The organism is Stenotrophomonas sp. HMSC10F06 (assembly GCF_001807865.1).
Lineage (GTDB): Bacteria > Pseudomonadota > Gammaproteobacteria > Xanthomonadales > Xanthomonadaceae > Stenotrophomonas > Stenotrophomonas bentonitica_A.
The window spans coordinates 132,881-153,659 of record NZ_KV791261.1 but is presented as its reverse complement, the minus strand read 5'-3'; the positions used below and the strand labels follow the sequence as shown (position 1 = coordinate 153,659).

23 protein-coding genes and 1 tRNA gene are annotated in these 20,779 nt (G+C 67.1%); 10 read left to right on the top strand and 14 right to left on the bottom strand.

The genetic code is table 11. From position 1 onward, the window contains the following. Positions 1–30: 30 nt before the first annotated feature. The 6 genes from HMPREF3113_RS05535 (at position 31) to HMPREF3113_RS05510 (ending at position 6,609) form a co-directional block, all read left to right on the top strand. Entirely contained in the window at positions 31–582 is a 552-nt protein-coding gene (locus tag HMPREF3113_RS05535; protein ID WP_019185151.1) for a Dps family protein, read from the top strand. Positions 583–742: 160 nt separating this feature from the next. Continuing rightward, a complete protein-coding gene (gene recQ / locus HMPREF3113_RS05530; protein WP_070471288.1) occupies positions 743–2,548 on the top strand; it encodes a DNA helicase RecQ in 1,806 nt (601 codons plus the stop codon). A gap of 94 nt (positions 2,549–2,642) precedes the next feature. Next, positions 2,643–3,041: a CopL family metal-binding regulatory protein gene (locus tag HMPREF3113_RS05525; RefSeq protein WP_046272672.1), complete on the top strand. Its 399-nt coding sequence runs from the start codon at positions 2,643–2,645 to the stop codon at positions 3,039–3,041. Between the two features lie 104 nt (positions 3,042–3,145). Then, on the top strand, positions 3,146–4,939 hold the full coding sequence (locus HMPREF3113_RS05520) for a copper resistance system multicopper oxidase (RefSeq protein WP_070471286.1): 1,794 nt from the start codon (positions 3,146–3,148) through the stop codon (positions 4,937–4,939). After that, the gene (locus HMPREF3113_RS05515; RefSeq protein WP_070471284.1) at positions 4,936–5,997 is read left to right on the top strand and encodes a copper resistance protein B; all 1,062 of its coding nucleotides are present in this window, start codon (positions 4,936–4,938) and stop codon (positions 5,995–5,997) included. The genes HMPREF3113_RS05520 and HMPREF3113_RS05515 overlap by 4 nt, the downstream gene beginning before the upstream one ends. A gap of 99 nt (positions 5,998–6,096) precedes the next feature. Then, entirely contained in the window at positions 6,097–6,609 is a 513-nt protein-coding gene (locus tag HMPREF3113_RS05510) for a GNAT family N-acetyltransferase (protein WP_070471282.1), read from the top strand. Between the two features lie 18 nt (positions 6,610–6,627). Here the strand turns inward: HMPREF3113_RS05510 and HMPREF3113_RS05505 are convergent, their stop codons facing one another. Further along, a complete protein-coding gene (locus HMPREF3113_RS05505; protein WP_070471280.1) occupies positions 6,628–6,924 on the bottom strand; it encodes a TFIIB-type zinc ribbon-containing protein in 297 nt (98 codons plus the stop codon). A gap of 152 nt (positions 6,925–7,076) precedes the next feature. Here HMPREF3113_RS05505 and HMPREF3113_RS05500 point away from each other — a divergent pair, with 152 nt between their 5' ends. From HMPREF3113_RS05500 to HMPREF3113_RS05490, 3 genes are all read left to right on the top strand, one after another. Continuing rightward, positions 7,077–7,841: a CPBP family intramembrane glutamic endopeptidase gene (locus tag HMPREF3113_RS05500; RefSeq protein ID WP_083298724.1), complete on the top strand. Its 765-nt coding sequence runs from the start codon at positions 7,077–7,079 to the stop codon at positions 7,839–7,841. Positions 7,842–7,965: 124 nt separating this feature from the next. Further along, a complete protein-coding gene (locus HMPREF3113_RS05495; protein WP_019185159.1) occupies positions 7,966–8,364 on the top strand; it encodes a response regulator in 399 nt (132 codons plus the stop codon). A gap of 109 nt (positions 8,365–8,473) precedes the next feature. Continuing rightward, positions 8,474–9,139: a DUF3011 domain-containing protein gene (locus HMPREF3113_RS05490; RefSeq protein ID WP_070471276.1), complete on the top strand. Its 666-nt coding sequence runs from the start codon at positions 8,474–8,476 to the stop codon at positions 9,137–9,139. A 21-nt stretch (positions 9,140–9,160) separates the two neighbouring features. Here the strand turns inward: HMPREF3113_RS05490 and HMPREF3113_RS05485 are convergent, their stop codons facing one another. After that, positions 9,161–9,829 carry a lysozyme inhibitor LprI family protein gene (locus HMPREF3113_RS05485; RefSeq protein WP_070471274.1) on the bottom strand — a complete coding sequence of 223 codons (669 nt, stop codon included), beginning with the start codon at positions 9,827–9,829 and terminating at the stop codon, positions 9,161–9,163. Between the two features lie 277 nt (positions 9,830–10,106). Here HMPREF3113_RS05485 and HMPREF3113_RS05480 point away from each other — a divergent pair, with 277 nt between their 5' ends. Then, positions 10,107–11,582, top strand: coding sequence for a S41 family peptidase (locus HMPREF3113_RS05480; RefSeq protein ID WP_083298723.1), 1,476 nt, complete (start codon positions 10,107–10,109; stop codon positions 11,580–11,582). A gap of 27 nt (positions 11,583–11,609) precedes the next feature. Here HMPREF3113_RS05480 and HMPREF3113_RS05475 read toward each other — a convergent pair whose 3' ends face one another. From HMPREF3113_RS05475 to ruvB, 12 genes are all read right to left on the bottom strand, one after another. Next, on the bottom strand, positions 11,610–12,224 hold the full coding sequence (locus HMPREF3113_RS05475) for a DUF922 domain-containing Zn-dependent protease (protein ID WP_070471269.1): 615 nt from the start codon (positions 12,222–12,224) through the stop codon (positions 11,610–11,612). Positions 12,225–12,309: 85 nt separating this feature from the next. Beyond that, positions 12,310–12,385, bottom strand: a tRNA-Lys gene (locus HMPREF3113_RS05470). Positions 12,386–12,457: 72 nt separating this feature from the next. Beyond that, entirely contained in the window at positions 12,458–13,123 is a 666-nt protein-coding gene (queC, locus tag HMPREF3113_RS05465) for a 7-cyano-7-deazaguanine synthase QueC (RefSeq protein ID WP_019185214.1), read from the bottom strand. A gap of 75 nt (positions 13,124–13,198) precedes the next feature. Next, positions 13,199–13,897 (bottom strand): 7-carboxy-7-deazaguanine synthase QueE, encoded by a 699-nt coding sequence (gene queE / locus HMPREF3113_RS05460; RefSeq protein ID WP_046272627.1) that lies wholly within the window; start codon positions 13,895–13,897, stop codon positions 13,199–13,201. Positions 13,898–14,029: 132 nt separating this feature from the next. After that, on the bottom strand, positions 14,030–14,836 hold the full coding sequence (ybgF, locus tag HMPREF3113_RS05455) for a tol-pal system protein YbgF (RefSeq protein WP_070471266.1): 807 nt from the start codon (positions 14,834–14,836) through the stop codon (positions 14,030–14,032). 3 nt (positions 14,837–14,839) lie between these two features. Next, complete coding sequence (gene pal / locus HMPREF3113_RS05450; protein WP_019185217.1) at positions 14,840–15,355, bottom strand: peptidoglycan-associated lipoprotein Pal; 516 nt, start codon at positions 15,353–15,355, stop codon at positions 14,840–14,842. A gap of 64 nt (positions 15,356–15,419) precedes the next feature. Further along, positions 15,420–16,739 (bottom strand): Tol-Pal system beta propeller repeat protein TolB, encoded by a 1,320-nt coding sequence (tolB, locus tag HMPREF3113_RS05445; RefSeq protein ID WP_046272625.1) that lies wholly within the window; start codon positions 16,737–16,739, stop codon positions 15,420–15,422. A gap of 216 nt (positions 16,740–16,955) precedes the next feature. Then, positions 16,956–18,017: a cell envelope integrity protein TolA gene (tolA, locus tag HMPREF3113_RS05440; RefSeq protein ID WP_019185219.1), complete on the bottom strand. Its 1,062-nt coding sequence runs from the start codon at positions 18,015–18,017 to the stop codon at positions 16,956–16,958. Next, a complete protein-coding gene (tolR, locus tag HMPREF3113_RS05435) occupies positions 18,007–18,435 on the bottom strand; it encodes a protein TolR (RefSeq protein WP_019185220.1) in 429 nt (142 codons plus the stop codon). Before tolR ends, tolA begins: the two co-directional genes overlap by 11 nt. A gap of 23 nt (positions 18,436–18,458) precedes the next feature. Beyond that, a complete protein-coding gene (tolQ, locus tag HMPREF3113_RS05430) occupies positions 18,459–19,238 on the bottom strand; it encodes a protein TolQ (RefSeq protein ID WP_019185221.1) in 780 nt (259 codons plus the stop codon). Positions 19,239–19,248: 10 nt separating this feature from the next. Further along, positions 19,249–19,692, bottom strand: coding sequence for a tol-pal system-associated acyl-CoA thioesterase (gene ybgC / locus HMPREF3113_RS05425; RefSeq protein WP_019185222.1), 444 nt, complete (start codon positions 19,690–19,692; stop codon positions 19,249–19,251). Then, on the bottom strand, positions 19,682–20,722 hold the full coding sequence (ruvB, locus tag HMPREF3113_RS05420; protein ID WP_070471264.1) for a Holliday junction branch migration DNA helicase RuvB: 1,041 nt from the start codon (positions 20,720–20,722) through the stop codon (positions 19,682–19,684). The genes ybgC and ruvB overlap by 11 nt, the downstream gene beginning before the upstream one ends. Positions 20,723–20,779: the final 57 nt, after the last annotated feature.

The following is a 20,779-nucleotide window of genomic DNA, read 5'->3' as shown; positions in this document are numbered from 1 at the left end:
CGATTCATCCCATCCATAAGGAGTTCTCCCATGGCGAAGACGACCAAGACCCCGGCAAAGCCCAAGACGGCCAAGCAGAAACTCGGCGCGGCGGCCCCGTCGGCCCCGAACATTGATATCGGGATCAAGGAGGGCGATCGCAAGAAGATCGCCGATGGACTGTCGGCCTTCCAGGCAGATGCGTTCACGCTCTACCTGAAGACCCACAACTTCCATTGGAACGTGACCGGGTCGATGTTCAACTCGCTGCACACCATGTTCGAGACCCAGTACACCGAACAGTGGGCCGCCCTGGACGACGTCGCTGAACGCATCCGTGCACTGGGCTTCAACGCCCCGGGCTCCTACCGCGAGTTCGCGGCCCTGACCTCGATCGCCGAGGAGCCGGGCCTGACCGACAGCGCGGACTGGCGTGAAATGGTACGCCAGTTGGTCACCGCCAACGAGGCCGTGTGCCGCACTGCCCGGAAAGTGCTGGATGTGGCCGACGATGCCGATGACGCACCGACCGAAGATCTGATGACCCAGCGCCTGCAGACCCACGAAAAGTACGCCTGGATGCTGCGTTCGCTGCTGCAGTAATCCCTCCGGGGGCCTTGCCCCTGCGGGATTTCCAAGGTTGCGCTGCGGCGCGCCCCCCTTGACTCCAAGGGGGGCTGCCTGGTCGAAGGGTGTCCCGCTTACGTTCACATCCGGAATGGGATGACCCGCCCCGGGGCGCCCAGCCCTGTAAACTACGGCGATGTCTTCCCGCCCCGCGCACGACCTGCTCAGCCGCATCTTTGGTTACGACGAATTCCGCGGTCCGCAGCAGGCGATCGTCGAGCATGTCGCCGCCGGCAATGACGCGCTCGTCCTCATGCCCACCGGCGGCGGCAAATCGCTCTGCTACCAGGTCCCCTCCCTGCTCCGCGATGGCACCGGCATCGTCATCTCGCCGCTGATCGCGCTCATGCAGGACCAGGTCGAAGCCCTGCGCCAGCTCGGCGTCCGCGCCGAATACCTCAACTCCACCCTCGACGGCGAAACCAGTGCCCGCGTCGAACGCGAACTGCTCGCCGGCGAACTGGACATGCTCTACGTCGCGCCCGAGCGGCTGCTCACCGGTCGCTTCCTGTCGCTGCTCTCGCGCAGCCGGATCGCCCTGTTCGCCATCGACGAAGCCCACTGCGTCTCCCAGTGGGGCCACGACTTCCGCCCCGAATACCGCCAGCTCACCGTCCTGCACGAACGCTGGCCCGACGTGCCGCGCATCGCGCTGACCGCCACCGCCGATCCGCCCACCCAGCGCGAGATCGCCGAACGCCTGGACCTCACCAACGCCCAGCACTTCGTCAGCTCCTTCGACCGGCCCAACATCCGCTACACGGTCGTCCAGAAGGACAACGCCAAAAGGCAGCTGCTGGACTTCCTCAAGGTCCACCGCGGGGCCGCCGGCATCGTCTACTGCATGTCGCGGCGCAAGGTCGAGGAAACCGCCGAGTTCCTGTGCAAGGAGGGCATGAACGCCCTGCCCTACCACGCCGGCCTGCCGCCCGAGGTCCGCGCCGCCAACCAGCGTCGCTTCCTGCGCGAGGATGGCATCGTCATGTGCGCCACCATCGCCTTCGGCATGGGCATCGACAAACCGGACGTGCGCTTCGTCGCGCATACCGACCTGCCCAAATCGATGGAAGGCTATTACCAGGAAACCGGCCGCGCCGGTCGCGATGGCGAGCCCGCCGAGGCCTGGCTCTGCTACGGCCTGGGCGACGTGGTGCTGCTCAAACAGATGATCGAGCAGTCCGAGGCGGGCGAAGAACGCAAAGCGCTGGAACGCTCCAAACTGGACCACCTGCTCGGCTACTGCGAATCCATGCAGTGCCGCCGCCAGGTCCTGCTGGCCGGGTTCGGCGAGACCTACCCGCAGCCCTGCGGCAACTGCGACAACTGCCTGCTGCCACCCGATGCCTGGGATGCCAGCGTCGCCGCCCAGAAGGCATTGAGCTGCGTCTACCGCAGTGGCCAGCGCTTCGGCGTCGGCCACCTGATCGACATCCTGCGCGGCGGCGACAACGAGAAGGTGCGCCAGTTCGGGCATACCGAACTGAGCACCTACGGCATCGGCAAGGATCTCGACGCCCGCACCTGGCGCAGCGTGTTCCGCCAGCTGGTCGCCTCCAGCCTGCTCGAGGTGGACAGCAGCGCCTACGGCGGGCTGCGCCTGACCGATGGCAGCCGCGAGGTGCTCAAGGGCCAGCGCAAGGTCATGATGCGCCGCGAGACCCCCAAGGCGGCCCGCGAGCGCGATCGCAGCGGCCAGCGCACGGGCCTGTCGGTGCTGCCGCAGGACCTGGCGCTGTTCAATGCGCTGCGGGGCCTGCGCGCCGAACTCGCGCGCGAGCAGAACGTGCCGGCCTTCGTGATCTTCCACGACAGCACCCTGCGCAACATTGCCGAACAGCGCCCCACCAGCGTCGATGCGCTGGGCCGGGTCGGGGGCATCGGTGGCACCAAGCTGGCCCGTTACGGCGACCGCCTGGTCGAGATCGTGCGCGAGGAAGGCTGATGCGCCGGGGCGGCCAGACAGACCTTGCTCCAGAGTTGAACCGCGTGTTCAGCCATAGGTGCGACCGTGCGGATTTGGCAGTAAGGTGAGCCCCATGTCCGCCAGTGGCCTGCTCCTGCGAGTCGTCCTGATGCTCAGCCTGTTGCTCAACGGGCTGAACGTGGCCATGGCCGGCCCGATGGCGCTCGCCCTGGCCGAGCCGGCCACCGCAAGCCGTGCCGCACCGCCCTGCCATGGTGATGCACCGGCGGCCGCCCTCCCGCATGACCACCACGCCATGCCCGGTGCCGCCAGCGGAGTGCAGGCGCCTCACGATGGCGACCACTGCAAGATCAAGGACTGCCTGCGCAGCTGCGCGCAGCAACCCAGCCTGACCGCCCAGGTCGCCTGGCTGGCCACGCCCCCCCCGCTGTCACTCGCCCCGCTGCCGGCCGCGCATCCGTCGCAACCGACACCGCCGCTGGACCGCATCACCCGCCCTCCGATCGCCTGATCCGCAGCGCTCTGCGAGCGCCTGCCTGATGCCCTGCCCGCATGGCCCCGCCTGCGGGCGTTGCCGGCACCCCGCGTGCCATTCGAATCGGATCCGGAGTTGCAATGTCTTTCCTTAAAACACCCGGCACGGGCACCCCGCCCATGCCGTCACGCCGCCTCTTCGTGCAGGGCGTGGCTGCCGGCGGCGTGGTCGCCGGTCTGGCCGCCACCGGCCTGAGCCCACGCGCCTTCGCGGCCGCCGGCCCCGGCCTGGCCGGTGCCCCGCAGGTGCTGAGCAGCCATGACGTGCAGCTGAGCATCGGCGAATCGCTGGCCAACTTCACCGGGCGCACCCGCCCGGCGATCACCGTCAACGGCAGCCTGCCGGCGCCGATCCTTCGCTGGCGCGAAGGCCAGACGGTCAACATCCGGGTGGCCAACACGCTGCAGGGGCACCCCACCTCCATCCACTGGCACGGCCTGCTGCTGCCGGCCAACATGGACGGCGTGCCCGGCCTGAGCTTCAACGGCATCGCCCCCGGCGAGGCCTACCAGTACCGGTTCACCCTCAAGCAGTCGGGCACGTACTGGTACCACAGCCATTCGATGTTCCAGGAACAGGCCGGCCTGTACGGCGCGCTGATCATCGACCCGCTCGAGCCGGCGCCGTACCGCTTCGACCGCGAGCACGTGATCGTGCTCTCGGACTGGACCGACATGGACCCCGGCGCGCTGTTCCGCCGCATGAAGAAGCTGGCCGAGTACGACAACTACTACAAGCGCACCCTGCCCGACTTCCTCCGTGATGTGCGCCGGGATGGCTGGGCCGCAGCCACCGCCGACCGCGGCATGTGGGGCCGGATGCGAATGACGCCGACCGACATCTCCGACATCAACGCCCACACCTATACCTACCTGCTCAACGGCACCGCACCGGCGGGCAACTGGACCGGGCTGTTCCGCAGTGGCGAGAAGGTGCTGCTGCGCTTCATCAACGGTGGCTCGATGACCTACTTCGATGTGCGCATCCCCGGCCTGAAAATGACCGTGGTCGCCGCCGATGGCCAGTACATCCACCCGGTCAGCATCGATGAGTTCCGCATCGCACCGGCCGAGACCTTCGATGTGATCGTCGAACCCAGTGGACAGGATGCCTACACGATCTTCTGCCAGGACATGGGCCGCACCGGCCATGCCGCCGGCACGCTGGCGGTCCGCCACGGCCTGCAGGCGCCGGTTCCCGAGCGCGACCCGCGCCCATTGCTGACCATGAGCGACATGGGCCATGACATGGGCCATGCCGGAAACGGTATGGCGGGTCACGACATGAAGGGCATGGAAGGTGGCTGCGGCGCGAGCATGGGCCACGGCGCGCACGGCGCTGATTCCAAGGCGCCGCGCCACCCGGCCAGCGAAAAAGGCAATCCGCTGGTCGACATGCAGAGCATGGCCACCGACCCAAAGCTCGATGATCCCGGCATCGGCCTGCGCGACAACGGTCGTCACGTGCTGACCTACGGTGCGATGCGCAGCCTGTTCGACGATCCCGATGGCCGCGATCCCGGCCGCGAGGTCGAGCTGCACCTGACCGGCCACATGGAGAAATTCAGCTGGTCCTTCGACGGCATTCCGTTCGCCAGCGCCGAACCGCTGCGCCTGAACTACGGTGAACGCATGCGCATCGTGCTGGTCAACGACACGATGATGCAGCACCCGATCCATCTGCATGGCGTGTGGAGCGACCTGGAAAACGCCGATGGCCAGTTCCACCTGCGCAAGCACACCATCGACATGCCCCCCGGCACCCGCCGCACCTATCGCGTGCGCGCCGACGCGCTCGGCCGCTGGGCCTACCACTGCCATCTGCTGTACCACATGGAAGCGGGCATGATGCGCGAAGTGAGGATCGAAGAATGAGCCGCGCTCCGCTTACCGCGATGCCCACCCTCAGCGCTGCGCTGCTGCTGGCCTTGTCCGCCCCGACGTGGGCGCAGTCGCATGCCGGCCATGCCACGGCACCGATCACGGCCGATGCGCCACCGGCAGATGGCGGCAGCGCCGATCACAGCCAGATGGACCACTCGACGATGGACCACGACAGCGCCGATCACAGCCAGATGGACCACTCGACGATGGACCACGGCAGCACCGATCACAGCCAGATGGACCATTCGACGATGGACCATGGCAGCGCAGATCACAGCCAGATGGACCATTCGACGAAGGACCACGGCATGCCGAAGCCACCCGCGCTCACTGAGCCACGCGAACCGATTCCGGTCGTCACGCCCGCCGACCGCCTCGCCGCGTTCCCTCCGATCGACCACGGTGCGATGGAGCATGCACCGGAGATCCACAGCATGCTGCTGGTCAACCGCCTGGAACACTGGGACGGCCAGCACGGTACCGGCCAGGCGTGGGAGGCCAGCGGCTGGGTCGGTGGCAACATCAACCGGCTATGGCTGCGCAGCGAAGGCGAGCGCGGTGACGGCCGCACCGAGTCGGCCAATCTCGAGGTGATGTACGGCCGCAGCGTCTCGCCGTGGTGGGACGTGCTGGTTGGCGTGAAGCAGGATTTCCGCCCGGCGGATTCGCGCACGTGGGCGGCGTTCGGCATCCAGGGCCTGGCGCCGTACAAGTTCGAGACCTCGGCCACGGCCTACATCGGCGAAGGCGGACAGTTTGCTGCGACAGTGGAAGTGGAGTACGAGCTGCTGCTGACCAACCGCCTGATCCTGCAGCCGCTGGTGGAAGCCACGTTCTCGGCCAAGGACGAGCCGGCGTACGGCAACGGTTCGGGACTCAACAAGGTCGAGGCCGGGCTGCGCCTGCGCTACGAGTTCAGCCGCCGCTTCGCGCCTTACATCGGCATCAGCCACGAGCGGCTGTTCGGCGATACCGCTGATTACCACGAGGTGGCCGGTGAGCGCGCGCGCGATACCCGCTGGGTGGCGGGCGTGCGCGTCTGGTTCTGATCCAGCGGCCGTGACAGGTTCCGGGTACCAAGGTGCCCGGAACCCCTGCCGCCTGCGCCGATGCCGTAAGCTGCCGACCCGCTCTGCCTGCCCTGCGCCATGACGTTGACCCTCCGCCGCGCCACCCTTGCCGATGCCGATGCGCTCTCGGCGATCGCCATCGCCACCTACACCGAGACCTTTGGCGATTCGTACCCGCCGCAGGATCTGCGTGATTTTCTGGACAGCCACTACGCGGTCGAGCCACAACGCCGCGAGCTCGCCGACCCACGCAATGCGGCGTGGCTGCTGGAAGACGGCGCACGTGTGGTGGGCTATCTCGCCGCAGGGCCGAACTGCCTGCCGCATGCCGATGCCGCCGAGGGCGATATCGAACTCAAACGTCTCTACCTGCTCGCCAGCCACCAGGGCGGTGGTCACGGCGCGCGCCTGATGGACGCGTTCCTGGCGTGGCTCGATCAACCGCAGCGGCGCACGCTGTGGGTCGGCGTATGGTCGGAAAATCTAGGTGCGCAGCGCTTCTATGCGCGCTATGGCTGCAGCAAGGTCGGCGAATACGATTTTCCGGTCGGCGACAGTGTCGACCGGGAATTCATCCTGCGCCGCGCCTGAGCACGGCACAGGCGCCTGTCAGAAGTCGAACAGGTCCGACAGGAAGCTTTCTTTTTTCTTCTTGCGGTAGCCGTGCTGGTCGCCGTACGGCTGCTGGCCCAGATGGCGGGTGTCACGGTGCTGCACGGCGGCCGGCGGCGGCGGAGCAGCCGCGCGTACCGGGGCCGGTGCTGCGGCACCGGCCGAGCGCTCGATGATCTTGTCCAGCTCGCCACGGTCCAGCCACACGCCACGGCACTGCGGGCAGTAATCGATCTCGATGCCCTGGCGCTCGGACATCTGCAGCGCTTGGGTCTTGCATACGGGGCATTGCATGGGCAGTTATCCAAGGGGCAAAGCCGCACTCTAGCCGGTCCCACCTGACCGTGGTGCAACGCGGCCATGACCGATGGCCCCCCGACCAATGCCCCATGCTGCCCGGCCTGTCCTCGCCAACAATCCACGCATCCCTGGATATGGAGCGTCCCATGCCGTCCTTCCGCCTGCCCACCTGGCTGGCCGCCTGCGTGGTCGTGCTGACCCTGGCCATCTCGATCAACCTGCGCGACCTTGCCGCGTGGCTGGGCGCACCGATCCCGAAACTGCCGATTCCCTATGGCGGCGCCATCCTCGACAACGGCCTGGGCGTGCTGCTGGTGCTGCTCGTGGCCGCGCTGCTGGTGCGGCCGGGGCAGCGCCTGAGTGCGCTGCTCGGGTTGCGCTGGAATGGCTGGCAGGGGCCGGCCCTGGCGCTGCTGGCGACGCTGCCGTGCTGGCTGGGTCTGTGGTGGCTGGGGGGATTCAATCCGACCCAGGATGTGCTCGCCCTGCTGATGCTCGGCGTGCTGTTTCCACTCGCCGAAGAGATCATCTTCCGCGGTTTCGGTTTCATCTTCGCGCACCGCCAGCAGCGTTGGCCGTGGCTGGCTGCTGCGCTGGTCCAGGCTGTCATCTTCGGCGCCATCCACTGGTGGTCGTTCGGCGGTGGCGGCAGCATGGCCCTGCAGGTGTTCGCCATCACCGGCATCGGTGGGCTGGTGTTCGCCTGGCTCAATACTCTGGACGATTACACCCTGTGGAGCGGGCTGGCCCTGCATGTCTCGCTCAACCTGGCCTGGAACGTGTTCGTGATCACCGAGGCCACGGCCGTCGGTTGGCCGGCTACCGTGCTGCGCCTGTCAGCAGCAGGACTGGCGGTGGCGCTGGTCTGGGCCTGGCACCGCCGCAGGCCCCGGTCCCTCACATCGGCATGAGCCACCCGAAGGCAGGTCACGCGGGGGGGGTTTACCTGGCATTTCGGTGCCGTCCACGGCCTCCTCACCGGCGGCCCGCGATACTTGCGCGCCCCTGTCCGGGGGTAAGCAGGAACCACGCTCCATGTTGTTGTCCAAGCACCATCCCGAACCCCGCGTGCTGTTGATCGAAGACACCGAAGACACCCGCGAACTGAGCCGCATGGCACTGGAAAGCCAGGCCTGCGAAGTCGTTGCGGTCAGTTCGGCGGAAGCCGCGCTGGGGCTGCTCCAGGCCGGCGAGCGCTTCGATCTGGTGTTCACCGATGTCTGCCTGGGCGCGGTCAGCGGCATCGAGGCCGCCCATCGGGTCAAGCAGGAACGGCCCGGGCTGCCGGTGCTGGTCACCTCGGGCCTGGAGCCTTCCGTCGTGGTGCCGCAGCTCGGCCCTGGCATGCATTTCCTGCCCAAGCCGTACAGCATGAGCGAACTGCTCGACGCGATCCGGGCCTGTTTCCAGCAACCGCTGGCGGCCTGCGCCTGAGGCGGCTGATCGGTTTGAACGGCGGGTGATCTTCATCCGGATTTCATGCCCGCGTGCCCATCGTCGGCGTCAGTGAAACGCGCTTCTTTTCCCTGCCGGAATCGACGTCATGCTTTTTCGTACGCTGCTGGCCACGCCCCTGCTGTTGCTGCTTCCGTTCGAGAACGCGCGTGCGGATGATTTCGTCACCTGCGAGAGCCGCGACAACCGCTATCAATCCTGCACCCTGCCCCGCGCCGGCTACGTCACCCTGGACCGCAAGCTGTCCGGTGCGGACTGCCGGCAAGGCCGCACCTGGGACTACGACCGCCGCGAGGTCTGGGTGGATGATGGCTGCCGGGCCTCGTTCCGGGTCCACGGCGGCAGCGACCGTGATGATCGCCACGATGATGACAACCACGACGCCAAGGTCGCCGCCGGCGTGCTGATCGGCGCGGCCATCCTCGGCGCGCTGGCGCACAACGCCAACAAGGATGACGCGCGCTACGACGACGACACCTACCAGGGCGCCCGGCATACCTCCTACGTACCCGGCTGGATGATCGGAGAATTCGAGGGCTACAACCCGACCTTCAATGCCGACATCCGCATGCGCATCGACAGCGATGGCCGGATGAGCGCGCAGACCGGCGGCCAGACGTTGAATGGCTGGGTCAACGGCGGCCAGCTCAACGTCGGCAGCAGCGTGTTCGATATTAGCCAGAGCCGCGACGGGTTCGTCACCACCGAGGTCGGCGACCGGCAGAACGAGGTGCGCTACCGCCGCGTGCGCTGAGCGACGCGGCGGTGGCCGGCATCACCGGGCGATCTGGCACTGCAGCGTGGTGCCGTAGAAGTCCAGGGTGGTCTGGTCGTCGTGGATACGCAGGTCGACGCCCTCCCGGCCCCAGCGGCCGCCATTGTTCTCGTCCTTGCTCACGGGCATCGGGAAGACGATCGCCTGATCGTTGCCCCAGCTGACCACGGCCGCGGTCGGGTCGATGTCGTTGTAGAACACCGCCGTCACCGGCTTGCTGTTGTCGTCGCAGCGGTACTCGACCTTCGCCGGCATCTGGATGCCGCCGCCGTTGATGGTCAGCTCGACCAGACGGGTCTGATAGGACTCGACCAGGCAGCGCTTGGGATCCACCGCGCGCGAACAGGCATCGCGCCCTTTGATCCAGCCACGCTGTTCGGCCGCGATGTCCAGCTCGTCCGGGCTGGTCTGCACGCGCTTGTAGAGCGCGGCCAGCTGACGGTCCAGCGCGGCCAGCCGTGGGTCGACGCACACCAGTTTCTCGGCCTCGGACTGTGCCTTGGCACAATCGAACGACGGGGACTGGGTCGCGGCAGCGGCAGGGTCGGCAGGCTTGGCCGCGGTGGGGGCCTCGGCGGTGGCCGACGGGCCCGCCTGATCGGCGGATTCAGGCTTGGAGCACGCCGCGAGCGCAAGCGCCCCCAGGCTCAGCAGGACGACACGTTTCATGGCACCTCCAACAGCAATCAGCTCAAAGACGGCCTATTGTGCGCGATCGCGTGCGTAGCGGGTGTATGCGGCGCCTCCTCCAGCCGACACGGTCCGCCAGGCGCAAGGATCGGCCCGTGGCGTCCTTCCCTGCGATGCTCATGGCGCTTCTCCGCCTCGACGTGCAGGTGTGCGCAGGGCACCGCTGCCACTACCTGCGAGGCGTCCCCTTGACTAAGATCGAGGGTGGACAGTCACGTGGAAGCCGGATGTGCCGGCCCGACTCAGGGAGGATGTGATGGCAACCATGCGATGGATGGCGGGCCTGTTGGCGGCGGTGGGCACGCTCTCGGCCAGTGGCGTGAGCGCGGCCGCGGCAGTGGATCGGGATGCCTGGCGGGCAGATTACGCGGTGCTCAAAGCAGCATTGCAGAGCGACTACGCGCACCTGGCCTGGATGGCCTCGCCCGAGAGCGGCGTCGATCTGCCGACCCTTGATGCCCGGGCACAGCGCGACCTCGCCGAGGCACGCAATGACGCCCAGGCCACCCAGGCGCTGCGCAGTTTTCTGGCCGGCTTCCATGATGGCCACCTAGCGCTGCTCGACCGGCTGGATGCAGGCGGCACGTCCCAGCCACCACGGGCTGTCGATCCGCGCACGCTGGGCCCGAGTGCCGGTTGCGCCGCGCTCGGGGTCGCCGATGAAGGCCGGCAGGACTTCAGCCTTCCGCTGGAAACACTGCCCGGCTACACCCCCTTGGACGGCCAGGCCGACCCTGCGCTGCGCGCCGGCATCCTCGCGTTGCCCGAGGGACGCAAGGTGGGCGTGCTTCGGCTGCACGAGTTCGATGCGCTGCGCTATCCCGGTCTATGCCACGCGCTGTGGCCACAGCTGCGCCATGCCGATTCCATCGGCGACATGCGCAGCGTGCTGGTGAACGGCTGGGTGGCCATGATCGCCGGCAGCCTGCGCCGGTTCCAGCACGATGGCGTCGATGCCGTGCTGGTCGATGTCGGCGACAACCCGGGCGGGGATGACAGTGGCGACACGCTTGCGCGGTTGTTCACCCCGCGGCCGGTCACGTCGGCCACGCTGCTGGTCAGTCAGTCCGCCGCAGGCAGGCCCTATCTCGACGAACAGTTCGAGCGACTCGACGATGCCCTGCGCCGCCATCATCCGGCCGCCACCGCCCGCCGCCTGCTGACGGCGGAGCGCGCCAGCTTCGATGCTTCGCGGCGTGCACTGAGCCTTCCAGCCTGTGACCTGTCCTGGGTGTGGCAGACCCAGCAGCCATGGAACGGCGGCCAGTGCCGCCGCCTGGTCGCGGCAGGCACCTCCGGTGGCCCGCTGCCAAGCCAGGCGGTGGATACGCTGGACGATTTCCTGATCGCCCACCGTCTCGACTGGGCACAGGACCTGCGCGCCCACTGGGGTGCGTGGGACGGGCCGGTCTACGTCATCACCAATGGCAAGACCGTGTCCTCGGCGGAGATGTTTGCCGCGCGCATGCAGGACAACCGCATCGCGCGCATCGTCGGCACCGGTAGTGGTGGCTACGGCTGCGGTTTCATGAGCGGCGCCCCATCGCGCGAGCTGCCCCACTCACACCTGCGCATGCGTATTCCGGACTGTGTCCGGTTGCGCGCCGACGGCACCGATGAAGTGGCGGGCATCGCGCCCGATCTACCGATCACGCCCCGCGCTGGCGAAGGGGCACGCGCACGCGCGCAACGACTGCTGGAGACCGTTGCCGAGGACATCACGCGGCACTGAGCCGCTCACTGCAGTGCCTCCTGCGCGCTAGAGACGCGCGCCCTGCGTGGCACCATGCTCGGTGATTTCGTCGTACTGTTTGTCGCGCGCGGCGTATTCATCGAGAACCGCTTTCCCGATGCGGTTGAGTTCCTCACCGAGCTGCGGGCAGCGCATCCCGCCGCCAACGGCGGCGAATCGTCGCTGGATGTCCTCGGCAGCCTGATCGGCATGCGCTGCATGGCCGTCTTCATGCACCCGCAGCGCCTGGCTGTAGCGCGCCCATTCCTGTTGCAGCGAGGCGGGCGCCGTGTCCGCGCCGGTCCAGCGCGGCAGCACCATGGTGGCCCTCACCTCCATGCGCACCTTGCCGAGTCTGCAACCTGCACCTCGTGGGGCATAGTCGAAGTTCCACCCCACGTACCAGTCCACGTGGCCGTGATGGCGCACGCCGTCCTTGCCGACGGGACCGTGCGCGTTCAGTGACGTGCGCAGTTCCTGCAGGGTGTCACCCTGCACGTCGTAGTAGGTGATCGTCAGATCCTGCGCGGCGCCCGCATCCAGGGCAATCAGCGCAAGGACCAGTGCAGTGCCACGCAGCAGCGCGTGGGGACGGAAGGTAGACCGGGGATGTGGGAGCTGGTTGTTCACGACGCGTTCCATGCAGAAGGACGGGGCTTGATGCGATCCGGGCCGAACGGGAGGCATGAAAAAGGCGACCTCGCGGTCGCCTTGATCATGGATGCAATGGTGGGCCGTGATGGATTCGAACCATCGACCAAAAGATTAAAAGTCTTCTGCTCTACCAACTGAGCTAACGGCCCATTGCATCCCCGACATGACGCCGGGGGTGCGCATTCTAACGCATCTTCGCGCTCATGCGTACCCGTCCGGCATCACACGTAGTGGGTGGGATCCGGTACGCCGGCATCCGTGAAACCCTGCGCACGCAGGCGGCAGGCGTCGCAGTGCCCGCAGGCGCGGCCCTGGTCGTCGGCGTTGTAGCAGGACACGGTCAGGCCGAAGTCCACACCGAGGCGAACGCCTTCACGCACGATGTCGGCCTTGCTCAGGAACTGCAGCGGCGCGTGGACCTGGATGCCCGCCCCTTCCACACCCGCCTTGGTCGCCAGGTTGGCCAGCGCCTGGAAGGCCTGGATGAACTCAGGGCGGCAATCGGGGTAGCCGGAGTAATCCACGGCGTTGACGCCACAGAAGATGTCGTTGGCGCCCAGCACTTCGGCCCAGCCCAGCGCGACGGACAGCATGATGGTGTTGCGGGCCGGCACGTAGGTGACCGGGATGCCCTCACCGCCCGCTTCGGGGACGTCGATATCATCGGTCAGGGCCGAGCCGCCGATGCTGCGCAGGTCGACGTTGACGGTTTTGTGGGCCACCGCGCCCAGCGCGCTGGCGACCGCCGCGGCGGCATCGAGTTCGGAGGTGTGGCGCTGCCCGTAGCGCACGCTCAGGGCGTGGACGGCGAAACCCTGCTCGCGGGCGATGGCGACGACGGCGGCGGAGTCCATGCCGCCGGACAGGAGGACGACTGCTTTCTTCATGGGGCTGTTTCCGGTGGTTTGCGGGGAACCAGCACGCTGTCCCGCGCCGGGTACATCAGGGAATGCCAAGGCGGCTTATCGGCCCGGCTCGTCATTCCACAGAAGCTTGTGCAGCTGCATCTGGAAGCGCACCGGCAGGCGGTCGGCGACGATCCAGTCGGCCAGCTCGCGCGGGCTGACCTCGCTCTTGCTCGGCGAGAACAACACCATGCTGCGCTCGTTGAGGCGATGCTCACGGACCATGCCACGGGCCCATTCGTAATCTTCGCGGCTGCACAGGACGAACTTGATCTGGTCGCGCTTGGTCAGCAGCGGCAGGTTCTCCAGGCGGTTGCGGGCCATTTCGCCGGAGCCGGGGGTTTTCAGATCGACCACCCGCGATACGCGCGGATCGACGGCGCTGACATCCAGCGCACCGGAGGTTTCCAGCGAGACGTCCAGGCCGGCATCGCAGAGCTTCTCCAGCAGCACCAGGCAGCGCTTCTGCGCCAGCGGCTCGCCACCGGTCACGCAGACGTGGTGCACGCCCTGGGCCAGCACCTCTTCCACGATCGCGTCGATGTCCCACCAGGTGCCGCCATGGAAGGCGTAGGCGGTATCGCAGTACGTGCAGCGCAGCGGGCAGCCGGTCAGGCGCACGAACACGGTCGGCCAGCCGGCGGTATCGGCTTCGCCCTGCAGGGACAGGAAGATCTCGGTGATCTTCAGTCGCGGCAGCGGGGACTGCACGATCTCACTGGGGAGTGCGGCGGCAGCGGACAGGGTCGTGGTCATGGCGGTGATTCTTGGGGGACGGCTTCGGAAACGACAACAGCCGGGCATGGCCCGGCACGGAAGACCGGGCAACGCCCGGTTGGCGATCAATCATTATACCGGGCCCGGCCGCCTCAGCGGCCCGGGGCGGGTTCAGCGGATCTGCTGGCCCAGCCGGATCGACTGCAGACGGTCCTGCGCGGTGCGCGCGGCGTCGGAGCCGGGGTACGTGGACACGACCTGTTCCAGGGTCGCCTGGGCCTGGTCGACCTTGCCTTCGCCATACTGCGACAGGCCGATCTTGAGCAGGCCACCGGACGCCTTGTCATGGGTCGGGTAGCGCGAGATGAGGTCGCGGAACTGCGCCTCAGCCAGCGGGAAATTGCGGGTGGCGTAATAGCTTTCGCCCAACCAGTACAGCGCGTTGGGGGTATAGACACCGTTGGGGTACAGCTCGAGGAAGCTCATGAACAGCTGCGCCGAGTCGTCGTACTTGCCGGCCTTGAGCGAATCGAAGGCGACATTGTAGGCCGTGCGCTCGTCGCCACTGGCAGCCAGGCTGCCGGCATCGCCGTGCACGGAGGGCGGCCGCTCGGAAGCGGCCGTTGCCGGTTTCGGGAGTGCAGCGGGGGCAGTCGCGGCTGCGGCCGGGGCGGCGGGAAGCACGGGGGCTCCACCTTCCAGGCGGTTCAGGCGGCTGTCCAGGTCCAGGTACTGGTCCTTGCCGGTCTGCTTGAGCTGCTCATTGTCGTGCTGCAGCTGCTCGACCTGCGACTGCAGGGCCTGCAACTGGGTACGCAGCTGGTTCAGCTGGTTGAGCATGTCCATGTTGGACTGGTTGTTGTTCGCCTGCTGCTCAAGCGCGCCGACGCGGTCGGCCAGACTCTGGCGCTGCGCATTGGCCGGTGCGGCAGCCACGAGGGCTGCCGCAACGATCATCGATAGAAATCGAAAGCGCATCTATTACTGAGCCGTGTACACGATCTCGACGCGACGGTTCTGCGACCAGCAGGACTCGCCCGACTCGGTGCAGACCGGACGCTCTTCACCGTAGGACACGACGGTCAGCTGCGAAGCCGAACCACCGTTGGCCTGCAGTGCCGAGGACACGCCGTTGCCACGACGCTCGCCCAGGGCCTGGTTGTACGCGCGCGAACCGCGCTCGTCGGTGTGGCCCTGCAGGGTCATGCGCGAGGACGGACGGTCACGCAGGTACTTGGCGTGGCAAGCCATGATGGCCTGGAATTCCGGCTTCACGTCTTCCTTGTCCAGGTCGAAGTACACCACGCGCTGGCGCAGGCAGGAGTCGGTATCCAGATCGCCCGGGCCGTACAGGCCGGAGGTGGACGGGCCGGTCGGAGCGGTGGTGCTGCCGGTATCAACCGGGGCAACAGGCGCTTCCTTGACCTTCTTGGAACAACCGGCCAGGGCGGCCACGGACAACAGGGAGACAAGCAGAACGCGGGTGGTCTTGTTCATGGCGATACCTTTGAGGCTCCTAAAGCCGGATGAGGGATGAATACGGCGAAATCTTAACACTCTGTTAGCGCTTTGTACGGTATGGCGACCAAGAAGGCTCACGAACATCACCGTCGGCCAGAACCAGCCGCTGGCGCACGCGCGCATCGGCCGAAACGGCATACAACACGCCACGACCACCCTCGCGGGCGGCGTACAACACCATGCTCGCGTTGGGCGCAAAGCTCGGCGATTCATCCAGCGACCCTGGCGACAGCGTGTTCCAGCGGGCCGAGCCCGTGCTGCTGTCCATCATCGCGATCTTGTAGGTGTTGCCACTGCCCTGGGCGACCACCAGCTTCTTGCCGTCGTAGGACAAGCTCGGGGTGGCGTTGTAGTTGCCCTGGAAGGTCACGCGCGAAGCGCTGCCGCCGCTGGAGGCCACCTGGTAGATCTGCGGGCGGCCACCACGGTCGGAGGTGAAGTAGACGCTGCTGCCGTCCGGGCTCCAGGTCGGCTCGGTATCGATGGCGAAGTGGTTGGTCAGCTGGGTCAGCTGCTTGCTGCCCAGGTCCATCACGTAGATCTCCGGGTTGCCGCTGCGCGACAGCGACAGGGCCAGGCGACGGCCGTCCGGGGAGAACGAGGGGGCGCTGTTGATGCCGCGGAAGCTGGTGACCAGCTCACGGGCGCCACTGGAGATGTTCTGGATGTAGATCGCCGAGTTGCCGCGTTCGAAGCTGACGTAGGCCAGCTTGTTGCCGTCCGGGCTCCAGCTGGGCGAGAGCAGCGGCTCGGCCGAGCGCACGATGGTCTGCGGGTTGAAGCCGTCCGAATCGGCCACCATCAGCGCATAGCGCATGGCATCGCCCTTGCCGCTGGCGGTGACATAGGCGATGCGGGTCCAGAAGGCGCCGCGGACACCGGTGATCTTTTCGTAGATGGCATCGGCCATCTGGTGGGCGACATCGCGCATGGCGTTGCCACGGGCGGTCATCGCCAGCCCGAGCAGGCGCTCACCCTTGGGCACGTCGTAGAGCTCGTACTCCACGCGGTAGGCACCGGCGCCGGCGTCCATGACCCGGCCGACGACGATGTAGTTCTGCTTCAGCGCGCGCCAGGTAGCGAACTGGATCTCGCTGCCACGGGTCGGTTTTTCGACGATCTGGGCTTCCGGCAGGTTGCGGAACTGGCCGGAACGGTCCAGATCGGCGCGTACCACGGCGGCCACGTCGGTCTGCGGGGCACCGGCCGAACCCTGGTAGGGCATCGGGACGACGGTGATCGGCGTGGCGGAGGCATTGCCGCCAATGATGTCGATATCCAGCCCCTTCTGCTGCGCCATGGCAGCAAAGGGCAACAACAGGGCCGCAACAACGGCAAGCCAGCGAGGCATTTTTTTCATGGAGCGCTCAATAGGGGAGAAACCAGAACGAGGGATAACAGGACCGCGGTGAACAGTTTCGCAATCATGAACCAAGGCAGTGTGAATTCCGAGTCACCGAGCGCACAAATCTCACGGCCCGTTAACCAACCGGCCGGATTCGGCGCGCTCCGCCCCCCAACTTGGCCATGAGCCCCTGTACAGCGTGCCGGCGGAACTTCACCGGACCGCCCGGGATCAATCCTGGGCGGTGAAGGTGAAGTTGATCGTGCGCGCGAACACCGATTCGAAACCGCGGTACGGCAACGGCTGGGCATTCAATACGGCGGCCTCGATCGAGCGGCGGCCGGCTTCGTCGAACGGGCAGCTGCCGCTGACCTTGGCCTGGATGACCTGCCCGCCCGGAATCTGGGTGATCGAGACCTGGCAGCGCTGGCCCAATGGCACCGAATCCGGACGCGTCCACTGCGCGGAGACCTTCTGCTGGATCGCGGCGGCGTACTTGGCGCTCAGATCGTCGCTGGTCCCGCCCGCACCGGCCGCCGGCTTGGCGGCACCGGTGGCACCGGCGGTGGAGGCCGAGGCATTGGCGGCACGCGCGGCGGTGACCTGGCGCAGCTTCTGCTCGGCCAGCTTGGCTTCGTTCTCGGCCTGGGCGCGCTTGCGGCGGATCTCGGCCAGCTTCTTGTCGCGCTCGGCCTCGGCCTTGGCGTCGTTGGCCTTCTGTTCCTGCTCGGCCAGCTTCTTCTTCAGCTCGGCCTCTTCCTGCTGCTTGGCCAGGCGCAGCTTCTGCTCGGCCTGTTCCTGGCGCTTGCGCTCGGTCAGGTCGATCTGTTCCTGGCGGCGCTTGGCTTCCTGCTCCTGTTTGGCCTTTTCAGCCGAGATCGCCAGCGCGTTGACCGCTTCCTGGTCGACCGTGTCGGGCTGGGCGATGCGCTCCTGCGCCTGCGACTGCTGCGGCGTCGGCGCGTCCTGCGGGCGCGGCTCGGGCAACGGCTGCGGCGGCGGCACGGTGTCTTCGGGAATGGGCTCGGGCTCGGCGACCGGTTCGGGCAGGTCCGGCAGCGTCTCGGAGGCGCGCAGGGCCTGGCGCGCGGCCGAGGCTTCGGAGGCGGACAGCTGCAGGCTGGCCTCGATGGCCGGATCGCCGGCGGCCGCTTCGGTGGTGCGTTGCGGCGACCACAACCAGGCGGCAATGAAGATCAGGGCCAGCAGCAGGTGCACGCCGAGCGCCAGCGCGATCGGCAGACCCCACTTCTCTTCAGGCTGACGCTGCGGTGGCAGGGCTTCAGCGTGCATCGGTCGCCAGGCCCACCTTTTCCACGTTGGCGCGCTTGATCACGTCCATGGCCGCGACCACCTTCTCATAGGCCACGGCCTTGTCGGCGGCAACGATCACGCGCAGGTTCTTGTCCTGCGAGGAAAGCGCGGACAGCTGGGCCTGCAGGCGGGCGGCATCCATCGGTTCCGGATCCTTGGCCTCGGGCAGCTTCAGGCTGAGCTGGCCATCCAGGCGGACGGAGACGATCACCGGATCCTGCTTGCTCTCCAGCGCCTTGGCCTGGGAGGTCGGCAGATCCACTTCAAAGCTCAGCGTGAGCAGCGGCGCGGTCACCATGAAGATGATGAGCAGCACCAGCATGACGTCGATGTAGGGCACGACGTTGATTTCGGATTTGAGCTTTCGGCGCTTGCGGCGGCCAATGGCTGCGGTCATGGCAGGACTCCTGTGCTGGGCGCTTACTCGTCGCCCGCGGTCTGACGCTGCAGGATCGAGCTGAACTCTTCTGCGAAGGTTTCAAAGCGCACCGACATGCGCTCCACGCGGGTGGTGAAGCGGTTGTAGGCCCACACCGCCGGGATCGCCACGAACAGGCCGATGGCGGTGGCGAACAGGGCTTCGGAGATACCCGGGGCGACCGAGGCGATACCGGCCTGCTCGCCGCTGTTGATCATGTCGTGCATGGTCACCATGATGCCGAACACGGTGCCGACCAGACCCACGTACGGGGCGGTCGAGCCGATGTTGGCCAGCAGCTCCAGGCTGCGCTCCATCTGGTCCACTTCGCGGGTATAGGTGGTGCGCATGGCGCGCTGGGCACCTTCCAGCTGGGCGCGGCCATCCAGGCGGCGCTTGTCGCGCAGGCGGGTGAACTCGCGGAAGCCCGATTCGAAGATCGCTTCCAGGCCACCGACCTGGCGGTTGCGGTCGGTCGCCGAGCTGTACAGCTTGCCCAGGTCCGCACCGGACCAGAAGCGGCTTTCGAACTCGTCGGCAGCGCGGTTGGCGGCGTTGAACACGCGCGCCTTGCGGAAGATGATCACCCAGCTGATGAACGAGCCGGCCAGCAGCAGCAGCACGATGATCTTCACCGGGATGCTGGCCTTGACCATCAGGTCCAGGTAGTTGATGCCACCGCCATGCGCGGCTTGGGCGACAGTCTGCGCCGCGGCGCTGGTGACTTCCTGCGGCAGCGCTTCGGTCACCGTGGCCTGCAGGGCCAGGAGCATTGCGATCATCCGTTGTTCCTCAGTATGCGGATTCTGGAAATTCGAGGTGTTTCAGCGCGGCATGCAGTGCATCGTCCATGCCACGCGGTTTGAAGGTGGCTGCATCGAGCGCGGCGATCTTCACCTGCGCGGTCAGCAGTGTTTCCTCGCCCCGGCACACGGCCTGGGCGAACACCATGCTGGCACGCTTGCACTGCACCAGCGTGGCGGTGACCGCCAGCGCATCGTCCAGCCGCGCCGGCTTGAGGAAATCCATGGTCATGCTGCGCACCGCGAACACCAGGCCATGGTCGCAGCGCATGCGCTCCTGACCATACCCCAATGCGCGCATCCATTCGGTCCGCGCCCGTTCCATGAAGGCCACGTAGCGGGCGTGGTACACGACCCCGCCAGCGTCGGTATCTTCCCAGTAAATGCGTGTCGGCCAACTGAATCGGGGCTCAACCCGGGGATCAACCGACATCCGGGACCTCCGCGAACAGGTCGGCCGGCGGATTCTTCGGCTTCAGGCCCATGTGCCGGTAAGCCTTGTGCGTGCACATGCGGCCCCGGGCGGTGCGGATCAGGAAGCCCTGCTGGATCAGATAGGGTTCGACCACGTCTTCCAGCGTGCCACGCTCTTCGGAGAGCGCGGCGGCCAGCGATTCGATCCCGACCGGACCGCCGTCGAAGTAATCGACCATGGTCCGCAGCAGGCGCCGATCGAGCTCGTCGAAGCCCTCCGGGTCGACCCTGAGCATCTGCATGGCGGCCTGGGCCACGTCCTGGTCGATGTGGCCGGCCGCCTTCACCTGCGCGAAGTCGCGTACCCGGCGCAGCAGCCGGTTGGCGATACGCGGCGTGCCACGCGAGCGCCGGGCGATCTCGGCCGCCCCTTCGGCGGTGCAGTCGATGTTGAGGATGCTGGCCGAGCGCCGGACGATCTTCGTCAGCTCTTCGGGCGTATAGAACTCCAGCCGATGCACGATGCCGAAGCGGTCGCGCAGCGGCGCGGTCAGCAGGCCGGCACGGGTGGTCGCACCGATCAGCGTGAACGGCGGCAGATCGATCTTGATCGAGCGGGCCGCAGGGCCCTCGCCGATCATGATGTCGATCTGAAAATCTTCCATCGCCGGGTACAGCACTTCTTCGACGACCGGCGAGAGGCGGTGGATTTCATCGATGAACAGCACATCGTGCGGCTGCAGGTTGGTCAGCAGCGCGGCCAGGTCACCGGCCTTCTCGATCACCGGCCCGGAGGTGACGCGCAGCGCGACCCCCAGCTCGTTGGCGATCACGTGGCTCAAGGTGGTCTTGCCCAGGCCTGGCGGCCCGAAGATCAGCACGTGGTCGAGCGCGTCGCCACGCGCCTTGGTCGCTTCGATGTAGATCGACAGCTGCTCGCGCACCGGCGCCTGGCCCAGGTAATCGGCCATGCGCTTGGGGCGGATGCTGGCGTCGGTGCCCTCGTCTTCGCGGGTGGCACCGGCACCGATGATGCGGTCGTCTGTCATGCGGCAATTATGCGGCAAAAGGAGCGCGATCCGCGTTCCAGGTAATGCCGGCCGCTG

Excerpts from the sequence above, each read along its gene's own strand:
- HMPREF3113_RS05535 (WP_019185151.1), top strand. The coding sequence starts at position 31 with ATGGCGAAGACGACCAAGACCCCGGCAAAGCCCAAGACGGCCAAGCAG.
- recQ (WP_070471288.1), top strand. The coding sequence starts at position 743 with ATGTCTTCCCGCCCCGCGCACGACCTGCTCAGCCGCATCTTTGGTTAC.
- HMPREF3113_RS05525 (WP_046272672.1), top strand. The coding sequence starts at position 2,643 with ATGTCCGCCAGTGGCCTGCTCCTGCGAGTCGTCCTGATGCTCAGCCTG.
- HMPREF3113_RS05520 (WP_070471286.1), top strand. The coding sequence starts at position 3,146 with ATGTCTTTCCTTAAAACACCCGGCACGGGCACCCCGCCCATGCCGTCA.
- HMPREF3113_RS05515 (WP_070471284.1), top strand. The coding sequence starts at position 4,936 with ATGAGCCGCGCTCCGCTTACCGCGATGCCCACCCTCAGCGCTGCGCTG.
- HMPREF3113_RS05510 (WP_070471282.1), top strand. The coding sequence starts at position 6,097 with ATGACGTTGACCCTCCGCCGCGCCACCCTTGCCGATGCCGATGCGCTC.
- HMPREF3113_RS05505 (WP_070471280.1), bottom strand. The coding sequence starts at position 6,924 with ATGCAATGCCCCGTATGCAAGACCCAAGCGCTGCAGATGTCCGAGCGC.
- HMPREF3113_RS05500 (WP_083298724.1), top strand. The coding sequence starts at position 7,077 with ATGCCGTCCTTCCGCCTGCCCACCTGGCTGGCCGCCTGCGTGGTCGTG.
- HMPREF3113_RS05495 (WP_019185159.1), top strand. The coding sequence starts at position 7,966 with ATGTTGTTGTCCAAGCACCATCCCGAACCCCGCGTGCTGTTGATCGAA.
- HMPREF3113_RS05490 (WP_070471276.1), top strand. The coding sequence starts at position 8,474 with ATGCTTTTTCGTACGCTGCTGGCCACGCCCCTGCTGTTGCTGCTTCCG.
- HMPREF3113_RS05485 (WP_070471274.1), bottom strand. The coding sequence starts at position 9,829 with ATGAAACGTGTCGTCCTGCTGAGCCTGGGGGCGCTTGCGCTCGCGGCG.
- HMPREF3113_RS05480 (WP_083298723.1), top strand. The coding sequence starts at position 10,107 with ATGGCAACCATGCGATGGATGGCGGGCCTGTTGGCGGCGGTGGGCACG.
- HMPREF3113_RS05475 (WP_070471269.1), bottom strand. The coding sequence starts at position 12,224 with ATGGAACGCGTCGTGAACAACCAGCTCCCACATCCCCGGTCTACCTTC.
- queC (WP_019185214.1), bottom strand. The coding sequence starts at position 13,123 with ATGAAGAAAGCAGTCGTCCTCCTGTCCGGCGGCATGGACTCCGCCGCC.
- queE (WP_046272627.1), bottom strand. The coding sequence starts at position 13,897 with ATGACCACGACCCTGTCCGCTGCCGCCGCACTCCCCAGTGAGATCGTG.
- ybgF (WP_070471266.1), bottom strand. The coding sequence starts at position 14,836 with ATGCGCTTTCGATTTCTATCGATGATCGTTGCGGCAGCCCTCGTGGCT.
- pal (WP_019185217.1), bottom strand. The coding sequence starts at position 15,355 with ATGAACAAGACCACCCGCGTTCTGCTTGTCTCCCTGTTGTCCGTGGCC.
- tolB (WP_046272625.1), bottom strand. The coding sequence starts at position 16,739 with ATGAAAAAAATGCCTCGCTGGCTTGCCGTTGTTGCGGCCCTGTTGTTG.
- tolA (WP_019185219.1), bottom strand. The coding sequence starts at position 18,017 with ATGCACGCTGAAGCCCTGCCACCGCAGCGTCAGCCTGAAGAGAAGTGG.
- tolR (WP_019185220.1), bottom strand. The coding sequence starts at position 18,435 with ATGACCGCAGCCATTGGCCGCCGCAAGCGCCGAAAGCTCAAATCCGAA.
- tolQ (WP_019185221.1), bottom strand. The coding sequence starts at position 19,238 with ATGATCGCAATGCTCCTGGCCCTGCAGGCCACGGTGACCGAAGCGCTG.
- ybgC (WP_019185222.1), bottom strand. The coding sequence starts at position 19,692 with ATGTCGGTTGATCCCCGGGTTGAGCCCCGATTCAGTTGGCCGACACGC.
- ruvB (WP_070471264.1), bottom strand. The coding sequence starts at position 20,722 with ATGACAGACGACCGCATCATCGGTGCCGGTGCCACCCGCGAAGACGAG.